Genomic DNA, 14,717 nt, shown 5'->3' with positions numbered 1-14,717 from the left:
CGGGCAGCGGCGGCAACGGATGCCCCGCGACGTAGCATTGCGGGCATGTCAGCACCCGTGAGCACCGTCGAGGACGCGATCCAGGCCGCCCTGGCCACCGTCAACGACCCGGAGATCCGCCGGCCCATCACCGAGCTGGGCATGGTCCGCTCCGCCACGATCGGTGCCAGCGGCGTCGTCCGCGTCGAGCTGCTGCTCACCGTCGCCGGCTGCCCGCTGAAGGACAAGCTGCGTACGGACATCACCGCCGCCGTCGCCGCGGTGCCCGGCGTCACCGGAGTGGAGATCGACTTTGGGGTGATGACCCCCGAGCAGCGGCAGTCGTTGCAGTCGCAGCTGCGCGGCGGCGGCGCCACCGAGGAGCCCGTCATCCCGTTCGCCCAGCCCGGCTCGCGCACCCGCGTGTACGCGGTGGCCAGCGGCAAGGGTGGCGTCGGCAAGTCCAGCGTCACGGTCAACCTGGCGGCGGCGCTCGCCGCCCGTGGGCTCTCCGTCGGCGTGGTCGACGCGGACATCTACGGCCACTCGGTGCCCCGGATGCTCGGCACGGAGGCCCGGCCCACCCGGGTCGAAGACATGATCATGCCGCCGCAGTCGCACGGCGTGAAGGTGATCTCCATTGGCATGTTCACGTCCGGCAACGCCGCCGTCGTGTGGCGCGGCCCGATGCTGCACCGGGCACTGCAGCAGTTCCTGGCGGACGTCTACTGGGGCGACCTGGACGTGCTCCTGCTCGACCTGCCGCCGGGCACTGGTGACGTGGCCATCTCGCTGGCCCAGTTGCTGCCCAACTCGGAGATCCTGATCGTCACCACCCCGCAGACCGCCGCCGCCGAGGTGGCGGAGCGGGCCGGGGCGATCGCCCTGCAGACCCACCAGCGGGTGGTCGGCGTCATCGAGAACATGTCCTGGCTGGAGCTGCCGGACGGCTCTCGGATGGAGATCTTCGGCGCTGGCGGTGGTGAGGCGGTGGCCGAGTCGCTGAGCCGGACCATCGGTGCCCAGGTGCCGCTGCTCGGTCAGATCCCACTGGACACCCGGGTCCGCGAGGCCGGCGACGCCGGCAACCCGATCGTGCTGGCCGAGCCGGAGTCCCCGGCCGCTCAGGCGCTCGGCACGATCGCCGACCGGCTCGCCCTGCGTCGCGAGTCACTGCTCGGCAAGCCACTCGGTCTCAAGCCCGCTGGGCGCTGACCACCCGGAACACCATCAGCCCGTCGGCCACTGTTGGCCGGCGGGCTGAGTTGCTGGCCGGTCGCGGGCACCAACCGGTCGGAGTACGGGTCGGTCAGGTGGCGTCGTCGTAGCTGGCACGGGGGGCCGGAGCCGAGGGGCTGCTGGTGGCCGTGCCGGACCGGGCCTCGTTCGACCGCAGGTCTGCGGCGTTGGCCACGTCCTTCAGGTCGTTGTGCACGCCGCTGACGTCAGCGCGCAGGTTGTCGTAGACGCCCTGCAACGGCTTGCGGATCGCCGCCTCGTCCTCCTCGCTGAGGAGGTGCTTGCGGATGAACGCCTTGGGGTGCAGGTCTTCCAGCTGGATGTCGGTGCCCAGCTCGCGGCTCAGGTCGCCGGTGGCGTTGCGGGCCATGTTGCGCAGGTTGCGCACCAACCGCAGGCCGTCGGTGATCACGGCGGGGAGTCGGTCGCCGAAGATCAACAGCGCCAGGAGCAGCAGCGCACCGATCTCCCACCAGTTCAGGTTGTCGAGCATCCCGCGGGCCTCCTCTCGGCGTCAGCAGCAAGACTACGCACGGCGGACGGCTTTCGGGCAAGGGGTGCGCCGCTGTTCACTTCGCTTCCGGGGTGAGTCACTTCGCGTCCGCGGCGAGAGTTACCGAGGTGTTCTGCCGGGCGGAGCCCCGCCGATACTCGACGGTCACGACCGAGCCCGGCGCGTACTTGCGGACCAACGCGGTCAGATCCGTCGGCTCGGTCATCGGCCGCCCGTTGATCTTGAGGATCACGTCGCCGACCTTCAGTCCGGCGCCGTCCGCGGGGCCGGACGGCTCCACCTCGGCCAGCCGCAGGCCACCCCCGACGACCCCGGTCGGGCCGTCCGCCCGGGCGCCGATCACCGTACGTCGGGCCTTGCCGGTGCCGATGATGTCCTGGGTCACCCGCTTGGCCTGGTTGATCGGGATGGCGAAGGCGAGCCCGATGTTGCCCGCCTCCTGCCCCTCGGCGACAAGTGACTTGATGGTGGAGTTCACTCCGACCACCCGGCCGGCGCCGTCGACAAGTGGGCCGCCCGAGTTGCCGTGGTTGACGGCGGCGTCGGTCTGGATGGCGGCGTAGTAACGCACCGGGCCGCCCGGCTCGCCGGCCTGCATCGTCCGGTCCAGCGCACTCACGATGCCGGCGGTGACCGTGTTGGCCAGCGACAACGGCGAGCCGATGGCGAGCACGGGGTCGCCGACCGCCAGCGCGTCGGAGTCGCCGAACTCCACCGGCCGCAACCCGGGACGACTCACCTTGATCACCGCGATGTCCGACTCCGCGTCCTGACCGACGATGGTCGCCGGCGCGGTGCTGCCGTCGTTGAAGACCACCGAGGCCTTGCCGGTGCCGCCGGCCACCACATGGTCATTGGTGATCACATGGCCGTCGGCGGTGGCGACGAAGCCGGAGCCCTCACTGGTCCCACCGAGGCTGCTCACCCGGACGGTGACCACGCTGGGCAGGACCCGTTCGGCTACCCCGGCCAGCGACTCCGGTTTGCGCTGCGCCAGCGCCGGCACCTCCGCGGGCGCACCGCCGAGGACCGCCGCACCAGCGCCGCCGCGCACCGCGAACGCGTAGCCCAACGCACCGCCGAGGGTGCCGGCCAGCAGCGCGGTGATCACGGGAATGAGCAACAGGTGGCGCAGTGTCGGCCGACCCGGCGCGTCGGGGTCGGTGACCGGCTCGGGCTCGGTGCCGGGAGCCACCACCCCGGGCACCACCACCGCGGTCGGGGCCGCCGGGTCGCGCCAGGGGTCGGCGAGCGCGTCCGACCACCAGGCCGACGCGTCGGTCGAGTTGGGCCCGCCCGCAGCCGGTGCGCCGTAAGACGCCGGCCCGACGGGATACGCCGGCCAGCCCGGTGTCGGTCCGCCGCCTGGCGAGGCGGGGGGCGTGGGGTCAGCCCCCGGCATGGTCGGCGGCCCCACCGGCGGGGCTCCTGCCCCGGGCGGTCGCGCCGGAGCCGGAGTCTCACCGCCCCGGCGCCAGTCCCAGCCGTCGGTCACGTCGGTGCCTCCCAGTCCGTCCCCGGATCCCGCGCCGCGTCGCCCGGCCACGGGCCGGTCTGGTCGCGGCTGACGGGATACCGCCTCCAGGATTGCACGGATGGACGCGGTGCAGTCAGCGGTTGCCCCGGTGATCGCTTCCGGCGGAGGCGCGGCTGCGCCCCACGACGGTCGCCTCTACGCTCACAGTGCCAACCCGCCCCCGCACAACGCACCGCCCCCGGAGGTGCCCCATCGCCACGGTCGCCGGTTCCGGCAGTTCGACGACACAGGCCCAGCATTTCGCCGAGTCGTACGTCACCGAGGATCTCGTTCTTCGTACCGCCCGCAGCCTGGCCCGGGAGGTGGGCCTCGACGCGGTCACCCCCGGCGCGGGGGCGGCGCTGCGGCTGCTGGCCGCCGCCGGCAACGCCCGTGCGGTGGTGGAGATCGGCACCGGCACCGGGGTGAGCGGTGTGTGGTTGCTGCGCGGCATGCGCGTGGACGGCGTACTCACCACCATCGACGTGGAGGTGGAGCATCAGCGGATCGCCCGACGGATCTTCGCCGAGGCGGGTTTCCCGGCCGGGCGTACCCGGATCATCACCGGGCGGGCGCTCGACGTGCTGCCCCGGCTCGCCGACGGCGCGTACGACCTGGTCTTCGTGGACGCCGAGGCGACCGGCTTCCACGCCTGTGTGGAGGCGGCGCTGCGGCTGCTGCGCCCAGGGGGCGTGCTGGCGCTCAACGGTGTGCTGGCCAGCGACCGGATCGGCGACCCGGCCGCCCGGGACGCGGAGACGGTGACGGTTCGCGAGACGATCAAGGCGGTCCGGGAGTCGGAGCACTGGATCCCCGCGCTGCTTCCGGTCGGGCACGGGCTGCTCGCTGCGGTGAAGTGCTGATTCGCGCGCAGGACGGGTCAGAGCCTCGATCAAGCCGAGGCTCTGACCCACGTCCTAGTTGACGTCGGCGAGCCAGCGCAGCAACGACCGGACGCCCCAACCGGTGGCGCCACGGCTGACCTCGGCCTGGTCGCCGTCGGCCCAGGACGGGGCCGACATGTCCAGGTGCAGCCAGCGGTCTCGTAGGTCGCCGGTGAACTCGCGCAGGTAGAGCGCGGCCAGCACCGAGCCGGCACCCTGCGTGGGTGCGCTGTAGAGGTCGGCGATCTCGCTGCCGAGGTACTCGACGTAGTCGGTGTGCAGAGGCATCCGCCACGCCGACTCGCCGGCCGCCTCGGCCGCGGCCAGCACGCCGGCGGCCAGCTCGTCGTTCTCGCTGTACAGGGCGGCGGTGCGCTTGCCCAGCGCCACCGAGTTGGCGCCGGTGAGCGTGGCCAGGTCGAGCAGCAGGTCCGGTTTGAGCTGCTGCACCGCGTACGCCAGCGCGTCGGCGAGGACCAGCCGACCCTCGGCGTCGGAGTTGGTCGTCTCGCTGGTCGTGCCGCCGTAGTGCCGGATCACGTCGCCGGGGCGGAACGCCGAGCCGCTGACCATGTTCTCGGCCAGCGGGGTCAATGTGGTGATCCGGACCGGCAGCCGCAGCGCGGCGGCACCGAGGGTGGCGGCGACGACCGCGGCCGCGCCGGCCATGTCCTTGCGCATCAACTTCATCGACGCCACCGGCTTGATCGAGATGCCACCGGTGTCGAAGGTGATGCCCTTGCCGATCAGCACCACGTGGGTGCGCGCGTTGGCGGGGTACCAGTCCAGTTCGACCAGCCGGGGTCCGCTGGCGGAGCCACCGCCCACGGCGAGGATCCCGCCGAAGCCCTCGGTGGTCAGCTCGGCCGGGCCACGGACCCGCAGCCGCAGGTCCGGAAGGTCGGCTGCGGCGGAGGCCACCTGGTCGGCGAACCACTGCGGGGTCTTCACCGAGGAGGGAGTGTTGGTCAGGTCCCGGGCGAGGTGGGTCATCGCGGCCGTGGTCCGGGCCGTGGCGACGGTGTCCTCGTACCCGGTCGGGTCGTCGAGCAGCAGGTCGACGCCGGTGAGTGCCGGTCGGTCGCCGGCCTCGGTGAGTCGGAACCGGTACGGGGCGAGCAGCAGCCCCTCGGTCAACCCCCGGACCGCAGCCGCTGTCACCTCGGCCGGCAGCGCGATGGTGATATGCGTCTCAGCTGAAGCTGAGCGGGCCAGGGCCGCGCCGGACGTCCGCCAAGCCGCCTCGCCGCCGTCACCGATGCCGAGCAGCAGCAGCCGGCCGGGAGTACGCCCGGGGCGCAACTGAGTGTGGATCTCGCCGGCTCGGCCCGTCAGCCGGGCCGCTGACGCCAGCGCGGCAGCCTCGTCGGCCGTGCCGTCCGGGCCCGGCACGGCGGTCGACACGGGCTCGGCCGAGGTCTCACCTTCCGCCGTCGAATCGGCGGAGCGGACGGGCAGGACGAGGACGTCGAGCCGGTCAGGCTCGGCGATCAGACGGATGGCGAGCACGCGGAACCGAACCTCCAGGAAAGTGTCGCGGACCGGCGGAAACCCACCTGACCGCAGCATTGAAGACCCTGAGCCACCGGCGATTCCGGTGGCTCAGGGTCCAAAGAACGTTCCGGGCGGCGTGAGCCGCCCGGAGCACTCCTTACTCAGCCGGCCGCTGCCTTCAGTGCGTCACCGAGCGCGTTGGCCTCGTCGGGAGTCATCTCGACGACGAGCCGGCCACCGCCCTCCAGCGGGACCCGCATGACGATGCCCCGCCCCTCCTTGGTGACTTCCAGCGGACCGTCGCCCGTCCGCGGCTTCATCGCCGCCATGTTGTCTCCCCTCAGACCTACACCAGGGTCGGTGGGTTGCCCCACAGCCACTTCGTCACGACCACCCGCAACGGTCACGGGGGTGTCGACCAACGATTTTCCCTGATGAACACCGCCGGACCCAAACCGGAGCAGCATTGATGTAACAGCATCTAGCTTATCTTGAGAAGGCCTGTCACAATGTGCGGTCATGCAGGCACGGTCGGCACTCTTCGACCTGTACGGCGACCACCTCCGTCCGAGGGGTGGCCGGGCACCGGTTGCTGCCCTGGTCAAGCTACTGGCACCGCTGGGAATCGCACCGCCAGCAGTTCGCACCGCCGTCTCCCGGATGGTGCGTCAAGGCTGGCTCGAGCCCCTCCGGTTGGTCTCCGGACCGGGATATTCGATCACACCGAAAGCTGCCCGCCGACTCGACGAGGCAGCGGCCCGGATCTACCGGACCGGCCGGGTCACCTGGGACGGCCGGTTCGATCTGCTGGTGTTGGAGGCCCCGGGCTCCCGGCGGGACCGCCAGCGCCTCGCCGCCAACCTGAGTTTCCTCGGCTACGGGACGCTCGACGAGCAGACCTGGGTCGCCACCCGCCCCGCCGAGGATGTCGACCTGCTCCTCGCCGAGACCGGCATCCGGTTCGAGCGGTTCACCGCCTCGCACTTCTCCGGCACCCCCGGCGCGATGGGCGTGGTCCGGCGCGCCTGGAATCTCGCCGAGATCGGCCGCGCCTACGAGCGGTTCGTCGCGGACCAGCGCCCGCTGCTCGCCGCGGTCACCGTGCGCAGCAGCGACGAGGAGGCGTACGCGACGCGGTTCCGCCTCGTGCACGCGTGGCGTACGTTCCTCTTCCAGGATCCGCAGCTGCCCCCGGCGCTGCTGCCCGAGCGGTGGCCCGGCACCGCCGCGGCCAGTTTCTTCGACCGGCACGCGGCCCGCCTGCGTCCGGCCGCCGACCGGTACGTCGAACAGTGCCTCGACGCCGGCAACCGCATCGTCCGACAGAAGGGTCGTTAGACACGTGACCGAGCCGCTGCTGGTCGACCGGACCGATGCCGTCGTCACCCTCACGCTGAACCGGCCGAACGCGATGAACGCGCTCGACGTGGCGCTCAAGGAGGCGCTGCGGGACGCCCTCGCGGAGCTGGAGACCGACCGGTCCTGCCGCGCGGTCGTCCTTGCCGGGGCCGGCGGGTCGTTCAGCGCCGGTCAGGACCTGCGCGAGCACGTGGCCACCCTGGAAAACTCCGCCAGTGACCCGCTGGGCACCGTGCGGGCGCACTACAACCCGATCGCCGCCCGGCTCGCCAACCTGCCCAAGCCGGTGATCGCGGCGGTCCGCGGGATGGCCGCCGGGGCGGGCGCGTCGCTGGCGTTCCTGGCCGACATCCGCATCGGCGGTCCGAGCACCAGTTTTCTGATGGCCTTCGCCAAGGTCGGTCTCGCCGCCGACACCGGCGCCTCCTGGACGCTGCCCCGACTGGTCGGGCACGCCAAGGCGGTGGAGCTGCTGCTGCTGGCCGAGCCGGTCCGCGCCGAGGAGGCCTGCCGACTGGGCCTGCTCAACCGGTTGACGGACGACGACGAGCAGGTGTTGCCCGTCGCCCAGGAGTTGGCCGCCCGTCTCGCCGCCGGCCCGACCGTCGCGTACGGGGCGATCAAGCGCCAGCTCTCCATCGCCGACGCCGGCACCCTCGCCGACGCCCTCGCCGCCGAGGCGCAGGCCCAGTCGATCTGCGGCGCCACCGCCGACCACCGGGCGGCCACCCTCGCCTTCGTCGGCAAGCAGAAACCGGTCTTCGAGGGACGCTGAACGCGATCCGGACGCCGCCCTTACCGTCCTCGAACACGGGACGCCTAGCGTCGGCCGGTATGAGCGATCGTGAATCGGTGGCGCACCTGCTGCGCCGAGCCACCTTCGGGCCGACCGCCGACGAGGTGGACGCGGCCGAGCGGGCCGGGCCGGCGGCGACCCTGGACCGGCTGCTCACCCCGCCCGCGACGGACCGGGGTGCGGCGGCCACGCCGGTTCCGACGCTGCCCCCGGACCCGTACGCCGGGCTGACCAAGGACTCCACCCGCGAACAACGGCAGCAGGCCAACGCGGAGCGCCGCAAGCAACTCCAGCAGGTCACCGAGTGGTGGCTGGACCGGATGGTGGCCGCCGAGGACGGGCTGACCGAGAAGTTGCTCTTCTTCTGGCACGGGCACTGGGCCACCAGCGCGCAGAAGGTCAAGTCGGCGCGGCTGATGGTGGGCCAGTTGGAGACGCTGCGCCGGCACGGTCGTGGGCCGTTGGGCCCACTGGTCGCCGCGATGGTGCGCGACCCCGCCCTGATCGTGTGGTTGGACGGGCAGAAGAACACCCGCAAGGCGCCGAACGAGAATCTGGCCCGCGAGCTGATGGAGCTGTTCACCCTCGGCATCGGCGCCTACGGCGAGGCCGATGTGAAGGCCGGCGCGCGGGCCCTGACCGGCTGGGTGGTCGACCGGCGTACCGGGATGGTCCGCTTCGAAAGCAAGCGGCACGACCCTGGCGAGAAGAGCATCCTCGGGCAGAGCGGCCGGTTCGACGCCGAGGCGTACGCCGGTCTGCTGGCGGCCCAACCGGCGGCGGCGACCTTCGTGGCCGGTCGGCTCTGGTTCCGCTACGCCGGCACCGAGACCCCTGCGCCGGACGGCCTGGCCGGCGCGGACACCATCGCGACAATGCGCGCGCTCTTCTCCGCACCGGCCTTCGCCCAGACCCGGGGCACGTTGGTGAAGCAGCCGGTGGAGTGGTTGGTCGGTGCGCTGCGACAGCTCGGTATCCGACCGTCCGCGCTGCCCGAGCAGCAACGCAAACAACTGCTGGCCGGTCTGAACGCGCTCGACCAGGTGCCGTTGCGCCCACCGAGCGTGGGCGGTTGGCCGGCCGGGTCCGCCTGGCTGACCACCTCGTCGTTGCAGGCCCGGCTGCGTACGGCCGGGGTGCTCGCCGCCGCCACGGCACCGGCGGTGCTGGCCCGACTGACCGCCGCGCCCGCCGCCGGCCGACCGGACGCGCTGGCCCGACTGCTGGTGGTCGACGGCTGGGGAGCGCGCACCCGCGCCGCTCTCACCCCGCTGACCGGTGAGCCCCGCAAACTGCTGGCCGCCGGCCTGGTCAGCCCCGAATACACAGTCAGCTGAGCGGAGGAGTCGACATGGACACCCTGACCCGACGCAGGTTCCTACTGACCAGCGGGGTGGTCGGCGCGGGGGCGTTGGCCGCCGGGGCCGGCGCGTACAGCCTGCGCGACCTGCTGGACACCAGCGGGGACCGGGACCCGCAGTCGCGCACGCTGGTGCTGGTGACCCTCTACGGCGGCAATGACGGTCTCAACACGGTCATTCCGTACGGCGACCCGGCCTACCGGGCGGCTCGCCCGGAGCTGGCGTACCCGGACGGGGAGGTGCGGCGGTTGGACGACGACTTCGGCCTCAACCCGGCGCTGGCCGGCCTGCACCAGCGCTGGTCCGGCGGTGGGTTGGCGATCGTGCGCGGAGTCGGCTACCCGAAACCGGACCGCAGCCACTTCCGTTCGATGGACATCTGGCACACCGCGCAACCGGACCGGCCCGGCAACACCGGCTGGCTCGGGCGGTGGCTGGACCGCGCCGGTGGCGACCCCCGGCTGGCGGTCTCCTTCGAGCCGGCGCTGCCGCCGCTGCTGGCCGGGGCGCAGAGCGCCGGTGCGGCCGTGCCGGTGACCGACCGGAAGGCCGCGAAGGGGCTTCCCGCGGCGACACTGACCGCCTTCGCCGCCGCCGAGGCGGGCGAGTCGGCGGCCCGGGGTCGGGCCGCCGCCTGCTTCGCCGACCTGCGGTCGGTGGACGAGATGATCCGCCAGGTACGCGACTCCGCCGACCCGGACACGGCGGATCCGGACGGCGAGCAGGCCCCCGCGACGGCCACCGGCGGGGCCCGCACCCCACTGGACGCGCAGCTCGACCTGGTCGCGCAGTGCGTCGAGGCGGGAGTGTCCACCCGGGTCTTCTCGGTGTCGCTGGGCGGCTTCGACACGCACGCCGACGAGAAGCAGTTGCAGGCCGTGCTGCTGGGTCAGCTGGACCGGGCGTTGACCGGGTTCGCCGACCGGATGGGTCGCACCGAGGCGGGCCGGAAGGTCGTGGTGGCGGTCTACTCCGAGTTCGGCCGTCGGGTACGGGCCAACGCCTCGGACGGCACCGACCACGGCACCGCCTCGGACGTGCTGCTGCTCGGCGCGGGCGTCCGGGGCGGCTGGCACGGCGCACCACCGAGCCTCACCGACCTCGACGACGGCGACCTGAAATACACCACCGACTTCCGGGACGTCTACGCCACGCTGCTGGAGCGGGTGCTGGACACCGACCCGGGCCCGGTCCTCGCCGACTGGCGGGGACGAGTGGACAAGCTCTTCTAGTCGTCCTCTTCCGGGTCCTGGTTGGCCTGCTCGCCCAGCACGAACGCCTGCATGGCCAGCTCGTCGCCGGCCGGCGAGACGAAGGCGGGCAGCTCACGCGGGCCCAACTCCTGCACGTAGGACCAGAACAGCCGAACCGCCTCGGCTGGCGTGCCGGCCTCGATCGGCAGGTCGAGGCTGACCAGCCAGGTGCGCCGCACCGGGGGCGGGCGGAGCTGGTCGACCAGCGCCCGGAAGGCCGCCGGATCCACCGCGGTGACCGGCCCGTCGAGCGTCAGCAGGTCGGCCGGCACCGGCTCGTCGAAGGCCCGACGGGTGTACGCGACGACGAGCGTGCCCGGCTCGGTCGGCGACTGCGGGTCGTCCGGGTCTTCGCGGTGGCGTCGACCCGGCGCGGAGACCCGGCCGAGGGCCACCAGCCGTGGCGGCCCGTCGACCAGCACGGCGACCTGGTCGCCCAGCCCTGGCCGGGCGACGTCGGTCAGCCCGGTCAGCTCCAGCGTGTCGTGGTGCACGAGCCGCTCGGCCTCGTACCGTTCGGCGGGCAGCAGCACCGCCCAGGTGCCCACCCCGTCGGCGTTGCCGGCCGCACCGGCCCGGTGCGCGGTCTCGGTCGTCATGCCTGCCATCTCATCACGCCGCCGGCGCAACGGTGACGTGACAGCCGACGATGTGATCGTCGACCATCCCGGTGGCCTGCATCAGCGCGTACGCGGTGGTCGGGCCGACGAACCGGAAGCCGCGCTTCTTGAGTGCCTTGGCCATCGCCGTCGACTCCGGGGTGATCGGCGCCAGCTCGGCGAACGAGGCGGGACGAGTTGGCCGGGGCTCCGGCGCGAAGGACCAGAGCAGCGCGGACAGGCCCTCCGGCAGTTCCAGTGCGGCGCGCGCGTTGGCGATCGCCGCCTCGATCTTGGCCCGGTTGCGGACGATGCCGGCGTCGGCGAGCAGCCGGGTCACGTCGGAGTCGTCGTAGCGGGCGACGGTCGGGATGTGGAAGTCGTCGAAGGCCAGTCGGAACGCCGGACGCTTGCGCAGGATGGTCAGCCAGGACAGCCCGGACTGGAACGCCTCCAGCGTCATCCGCTCGTAGAGCGCGTCGTCGCCGTGCAGCGGCCGCCCCCACTCGGTGTCGTGGTAGATGGCGTAGTCGGGGGTGCTCGACCCCCAAGCGCAGCGAGCCAGCCCATCGGCGCCGATCACCAGGTCAGTCACGTCGTACACGCTAGGGCATCGGTCCGACGGCCCATTGCCACCGGCCGCCCGGCTGCCTATGGTGCTTGTTACCGACCGGTAGGCCGGGGGCACCCGACGGTGCGCCCCGACCGGTGACGGCGAGCGGAGGCCGCACGGTGAAGGAGTTCCCGGACGTCATCGCCTGGTCGATCCCGGCCTTCGTGCTGCTCATCGTGTTGGAGCGGGTCTCCTACCTGCTGCACCGCGACGACGACGAGGTCGGCTACGGCGGCGCCGACACCGCGACCAGCCTGACGATGGGGCTGGGCAGCATCTTCGCCGACCTGCTCTGGAAGGTGCCGATCGCCGCCGCGTACGCGCTGCTCTACGCTCTCACCCCGCTGCGGATCGCCGAGCTCTGGTGGACCTGGCCGCTGATCCTGCTCGCGCAGGACTTCTGCTACTACTGGTCGCACCGCGGCCACCACGTGATCCGCATCCTCTGGGCCTCACACGTGGTGCACCACTCGTCGCAGCGGTTCAACCTCTCCACCGCCCTGCGCCAGCCCTGGACCGGCCTGACCAGTTGGGTGTTCTACATCCCGCTGATCGTGGCCGGCGTCCACCCGGCCGTTGTCGCGTTCTGCGGCTCGGTCAACCTGCTCTACCAGTTCTGGATCCACACCGAGCGGATCGACAGGATGCCGCGCTGGTACGAGGCGGTGTTCAACACCCCGTCGCACCACCGGGTGCACCACGCGTCGCAGGGCAGCTACCTGGACCGCAACTTCGGCGGCATCCTGATCGTCTGGGACCGGCTCTTCAAGTCGTTCGCGCCGGAACGGGAGCGTTGCGTGTACGGCCTGACCAAGAACGTCGGCAGCTACAACCCGGTCCGGGTGGCCTTCCACGAGTACGCCTCGATCGCCCGGGACCTGCGCGCCGCGGTGACCTGGCGGCACCGGGTCGGGCATCTCTTCCGCGCACCGGGCTGGCAGCCGGCACCGGGCTCCCCGGTCAGGGCAGCCGGCCCTGCTCGACCAGACGGGCAAACCTCTTCAGCGCCTGGGTGAGGCCGAGCTTGGAGCCGGGCCAGAGCACCGGCCACGCCAGTCGACCGGCCCGGCCGCCCGGCAGGTGGAACCACTCGTGCCAGACCACCTGGGTGCGGTCCCGGTCCAGCTGGGTGCAGCGCAGCACTCCCGGGCCGCGCAGCAGCTGGCCGTGGTGGACGACGCCGATCTCGTACGGCTCGTCGACCCGGACCACCCGCATCTCGTCGCGCAGCGTCGCCCGGCCGAGCGCGGTCACCGCCTCGATCCGGCTGCCCTCGCGCCCGTCGCCCTCGACGACCCGGACGCGGGTGAACGGGATCCAGTCGGACTGACGTTCCCAGGCGAGCAGCGCGGCGAACACCCGCTCCGCCGGGGCCTCGACGATCACCGTGGCGGTCACCTCACCGGCGCCGGGTCGGGCCGCCTCGCGAAGATCGTCAGCGCCCTCCGGCTCGGTCACGCCGACTCCGACCGAACCACCGCGTCGCGCTGCTCGGTGTCGGCGGCCTGCTCACGATCGGCCGACTCGTCGTCGGCGGGCGCGGCGGCAGGCGCCACCCCGTCGGAATCCGCCGGGGACGAGCTGGCAGCGGGCAGCGGGCCTGGAGTCGTTGAACCGACCGGGGCCGAGCCCGCCTCGCCGGTCAGCGACGCGTCCTTGCCCGGCTCCGCCGCCTCGCCCGGCTCCGCTTCCTCGGCCGCGTTGGTGGTGGTCACCTTGCTGGCGGACTGCTCGCGGGCCTGCCGCAGCACGTCCGCGTCGTCGGTGCGCCCTTCACGCAAGGCGATGACCTCCGACTCCAGTACGCCGATCAGCTCGGACTTGTAACCGATGTCGTAGGCGGCACGGCGCAACGCCTGATCGACCTGGTCCATCCGGTACCCGCGCAACCCGGTGTCGAAACGGACCGCCCCCACGTCGGATTCGCGCAACGGGCGGGTGCCCGGCAACGCCACGGCCTGCGAATCCGGCTCGGCCGGCACCAGGCCGGGATCACGCCCGCTGACCAGCACCGTCACGCCGAATATCACCGCCGCGACGGTCAACGCCACGACCAGGAGGAGCAGAAGCTGACCCATGTACTGATCGTGGCATGGCAACCGGCCGGGAGCGACCCCGCCACCCGCCTCGATCACGATCGGTGCCGACGCCCGCCCGGAATCGTGGACAGGCGACCGACTAGCGTCGGGACCGGCCGACGCGGCGGCGACGGCGCGAACTTCCAGGAGGCGGGCATGGCCGGGGCGCTTCGGCTGGGTGGGCACACGTTCGCCCCCGGCGAGCTGGTGGTGATGGCGATCATCAACCGCACGCCGGACTCGTTCTTCGACCGCGGGGCCACCTACGCCGCCGACAGCGCTCTGCGCGCGGTGGAGCGGGCGGTGGACGAGGGCGCGGCCATCATCGACATCGGTGGCGTCAAGGCCGGCCCCGGCGCGGACGTGGACGTGGCTGAGGAGATCCGGCGGACGGTGGACACCATCGCCGCCGTCCGAGCCGCGTTTCCGGAGGTGGTGATCTCCATCGACACCTGGCGGGCCGAGGTGGCGATCGAGGCCGTGGCGGCCGGGGCCGACCTCCTCAACGACACCTGGTCGGGCGTCGACCCCGCGTTGGTCCAGGTGGCCGCGCGGACCGGCGCCGGCCTGGTCTGTTCGCACGCCGGCGGGCTCACACCGCGGACCAGGCCGCACCGGGCCGCCTTCACCGACGTGGTCGCCGACGTGGTGGCGACGGTGACCGGGCTCGCCGAGCGCGCGGTGGCGGCAGGGGTACGCCCCGACGGCATCCTCATCGACCCGGCGCACGACTTCGGCAAGAACACCCGGCACTCGCTGGAGATCACCCGCCGACTGGACGAGCTGACCGCGACCGGCTGGCCGGTGCTGGTGGCGCTCTCCAACAAGGACTTCATCGGTGAGACGTTGGGCCTGCCGGTTGCCGAACGACTGGAGGGGACGCTCGCCGCGACGGCCGTCTCGGCGTGGTTGGGCGCACGGGTGTTCCGGGCCCACCAGGTCGGCCCGACCCGCCGGGTGCTGGACATGGTGGCCTCGATCCGAGGCGACCGCCCGCCCACGGCCACCCGCCGGGGACTCGCCTGACCGGTC

General features: G+C 72.5%; 16 protein-coding genes. 8 read left to right on the top strand and 8 right to left on the bottom strand.

Going from position 1 to position 14,717, the window contains the following annotated elements; all coding sequences use genetic code 11:
• Positions 1–45 precede the first annotated feature (45 nt).
• Entirely contained in the window at positions 46–1,194 is a 1,149-nt protein-coding gene (locus tag ABTW72_RS22905) for an Mrp/NBP35 family ATP-binding protein (RefSeq protein ID WP_145787534.1), read from the top strand.
• Positions 1,195–1,288: 94 nt separating this feature from the next.
• Here the strand turns inward: ABTW72_RS22905 and ABTW72_RS22900 are convergent, their stop codons facing one another.
• Positions 1,289–1,711, bottom strand: a complete 423-nt coding sequence (locus ABTW72_RS22900; RefSeq protein WP_091394791.1) for a twin-arginine translocase TatA/TatE family subunit — start codon at positions 1,709–1,711, stop codon at positions 1,289–1,291.
• Between the two features lie 97 nt (positions 1,712–1,808).
• Complete coding sequence (locus ABTW72_RS22895) at positions 1,809–3,227, bottom strand: S1C family serine protease (RefSeq protein ID WP_350861679.1); 1,419 nt, start codon at positions 3,225–3,227, stop codon at positions 1,809–1,811.
• Positions 3,228–3,559: 332 nt separating this feature from the next.
• On the opposite strand from ABTW72_RS22895, the gene ABTW72_RS22890 reads away from it, so the two are divergent.
• Positions 3,560–4,111 (top strand): O-methyltransferase, encoded by a 552-nt coding sequence (locus ABTW72_RS22890; RefSeq protein ID WP_502892238.1) that lies wholly within the window; start codon positions 3,560–3,562, stop codon positions 4,109–4,111.
• Between the two features lie 54 nt (positions 4,112–4,165).
• Here the strand turns inward: ABTW72_RS22890 and ABTW72_RS22885 are convergent, their stop codons facing one another.
• Positions 4,166–5,641 (bottom strand): leucyl aminopeptidase family protein, encoded by a 1,476-nt coding sequence (locus ABTW72_RS22885; RefSeq protein WP_350861675.1) that lies wholly within the window; start codon positions 5,639–5,641, stop codon positions 4,166–4,168.
• Between the two features lie 146 nt (positions 5,642–5,787).
• Complete coding sequence (locus ABTW72_RS22880) at positions 5,788–5,955, bottom strand: DUF3117 domain-containing protein (RefSeq protein ID WP_007455245.1); 168 nt, start codon at positions 5,953–5,955, stop codon at positions 5,788–5,790.
• Positions 5,956–6,145: 190 nt separating this feature from the next.
• Between ABTW72_RS22880 and ABTW72_RS22875 the strand changes: the two genes are divergently transcribed.
• The 4 genes from ABTW72_RS22875 to ABTW72_RS22860 are packed head-to-tail and all read left to right on the top strand — an operon-like array spanning position 6,146 to position 10,374.
• The gene (locus tag ABTW72_RS22875; protein ID WP_091394799.1) at positions 6,146–6,964 is read left to right on the top strand and encodes a PaaX family transcriptional regulator; all 819 of its coding nucleotides are present in this window, start codon (positions 6,146–6,148) and stop codon (positions 6,962–6,964) included.
• 4 nt (positions 6,965–6,968) lie between these two features.
• Positions 6,969–7,760: an enoyl-CoA hydratase-related protein gene (locus ABTW72_RS22870; protein WP_350861673.1), complete on the top strand. Its 792-nt coding sequence runs from the start codon at positions 6,969–6,971 to the stop codon at positions 7,758–7,760.
• Between the two features lie 59 nt (positions 7,761–7,819).
• Positions 7,820–9,118 carry a DUF1800 domain-containing protein gene (locus ABTW72_RS22865; RefSeq protein WP_350861671.1) on the top strand — a complete coding sequence of 433 codons (1,299 nt, stop codon included), beginning with the start codon at positions 7,820–7,822 and terminating at the stop codon, positions 9,116–9,118.
• A 14-nt stretch (positions 9,119–9,132) separates the two neighbouring features.
• Complete coding sequence (locus ABTW72_RS22860) at positions 9,133–10,374, top strand: DUF1501 domain-containing protein (protein WP_350861669.1); 1,242 nt, start codon at positions 9,133–9,135, stop codon at positions 10,372–10,374.
• Here the strand turns inward: ABTW72_RS22860 and ABTW72_RS22855 are convergent.
• Together ABTW72_RS22855 and ABTW72_RS22850 are read right to left on the bottom strand one after the other, a co-directional pair.
• Positions 10,371–10,994, bottom strand: a complete 624-nt coding sequence (locus ABTW72_RS22855) for a hypothetical protein (protein ID WP_350861667.1) — start codon at positions 10,992–10,994, stop codon at positions 10,371–10,373. The two genes, ABTW72_RS22860 and ABTW72_RS22855, sit on opposite strands and share 4 nt — an antisense overlap.
• A gap of 13 nt (positions 10,995–11,007) precedes the next feature.
• On the bottom strand, positions 11,008–11,589 hold the full coding sequence (locus ABTW72_RS22850; RefSeq protein ID WP_350861665.1) for a DNA-3-methyladenine glycosylase I: 582 nt from the start codon (positions 11,587–11,589) through the stop codon (positions 11,008–11,010).
• Between the two features lie 113 nt (positions 11,590–11,702).
• Between ABTW72_RS22850 and ABTW72_RS22845 the strand changes: the two genes are divergently transcribed.
• Positions 11,703–12,623 carry a sterol desaturase family protein gene (locus tag ABTW72_RS22845; protein WP_350861663.1) on the top strand — a complete coding sequence of 307 codons (921 nt, stop codon included), beginning with the start codon at positions 11,703–11,705 and terminating at the stop codon, positions 12,621–12,623.
• Here ABTW72_RS22845 and ABTW72_RS22840 read toward each other — a convergent pair.
• Both ABTW72_RS22840 and ABTW72_RS22835 read right to left on the bottom strand, forming a co-directional pair.
• Positions 12,568–13,065 (bottom strand): SRPBCC family protein, encoded by a 498-nt coding sequence (locus tag ABTW72_RS22840; protein ID WP_091394820.1) that lies wholly within the window; start codon positions 13,063–13,065, stop codon positions 12,568–12,570. The two genes, ABTW72_RS22845 and ABTW72_RS22840, sit on opposite strands and share 56 nt — an antisense overlap.
• On the bottom strand, positions 13,062–13,685 hold the full coding sequence (locus ABTW72_RS22835) for a DivIVA domain-containing protein (RefSeq protein ID WP_350861661.1): 624 nt from the start codon (positions 13,683–13,685) through the stop codon (positions 13,062–13,064). The genes ABTW72_RS22840 and ABTW72_RS22835 overlap by 4 nt, the downstream gene beginning before the upstream one ends.
• Positions 13,686–13,841: 156 nt before the next feature.
• Between ABTW72_RS22835 and folP the strand changes: the two genes are divergently transcribed.
• On the top strand, positions 13,842–14,711 hold the full coding sequence (folP, locus tag ABTW72_RS22830) for a dihydropteroate synthase (RefSeq protein ID WP_350861659.1): 870 nt from the start codon (positions 13,842–13,844) through the stop codon (positions 14,709–14,711).
• Positions 14,712–14,717: the final 6 nt, after the last annotated feature.

Origin of the sequence: Micromonospora sp. NPDC127501, assembly GCF_040302185.1 — a bacterium.
GTDB lineage: Bacteria > Actinomycetota > Actinomycetes > Mycobacteriales > Micromonosporaceae > Micromonospora.
The sequence above is the reverse complement of the archived record's forward strand: the minus strand, read 5'-3'. Positions and strand labels throughout refer to the sequence as shown.

Excerpts from the sequence above, each read along its gene's own strand:
- ABTW72_RS22905 (WP_145787534.1), top strand. The coding sequence starts at position 46 with ATGTCAGCACCCGTGAGCACCGTCGAGGACGCGATCCAGGCCGCCCTG.
- ABTW72_RS22900 (WP_091394791.1), bottom strand. The coding sequence starts at position 1,711 with ATGCTCGACAACCTGAACTGGTGGGAGATCGGTGCGCTGCTGCTCCTG.
- ABTW72_RS22880 (WP_007455245.1), bottom strand. The coding sequence starts at position 5,955 with ATGGCGGCGATGAAGCCGCGGACGGGCGACGGTCCGCTGGAAGTCACC.
- ABTW72_RS22875 (WP_091394799.1), top strand. The coding sequence starts at position 6,146 with ATGCAGGCACGGTCGGCACTCTTCGACCTGTACGGCGACCACCTCCGT.
- ABTW72_RS22865 (WP_350861671.1), top strand. The coding sequence starts at position 7,820 with ATGAGCGATCGTGAATCGGTGGCGCACCTGCTGCGCCGAGCCACCTTC.
- ABTW72_RS22860 (WP_350861669.1), top strand. The coding sequence starts at position 9,133 with ATGGACACCCTGACCCGACGCAGGTTCCTACTGACCAGCGGGGTGGTC.
- ABTW72_RS22855 (WP_350861667.1), bottom strand. The coding sequence starts at position 10,994 with ATGACGACCGAGACCGCGCACCGGGCCGGTGCGGCCGGCAACGCCGAC.
- ABTW72_RS22835 (WP_350861661.1), bottom strand. The coding sequence starts at position 13,685 with ATGGGTCAGCTTCTGCTCCTCCTGGTCGTGGCGTTGACCGTCGCGGCG.
- folP (WP_350861659.1), top strand. The coding sequence starts at position 13,842 with ATGGCCGGGGCGCTTCGGCTGGGTGGGCACACGTTCGCCCCCGGCGAG.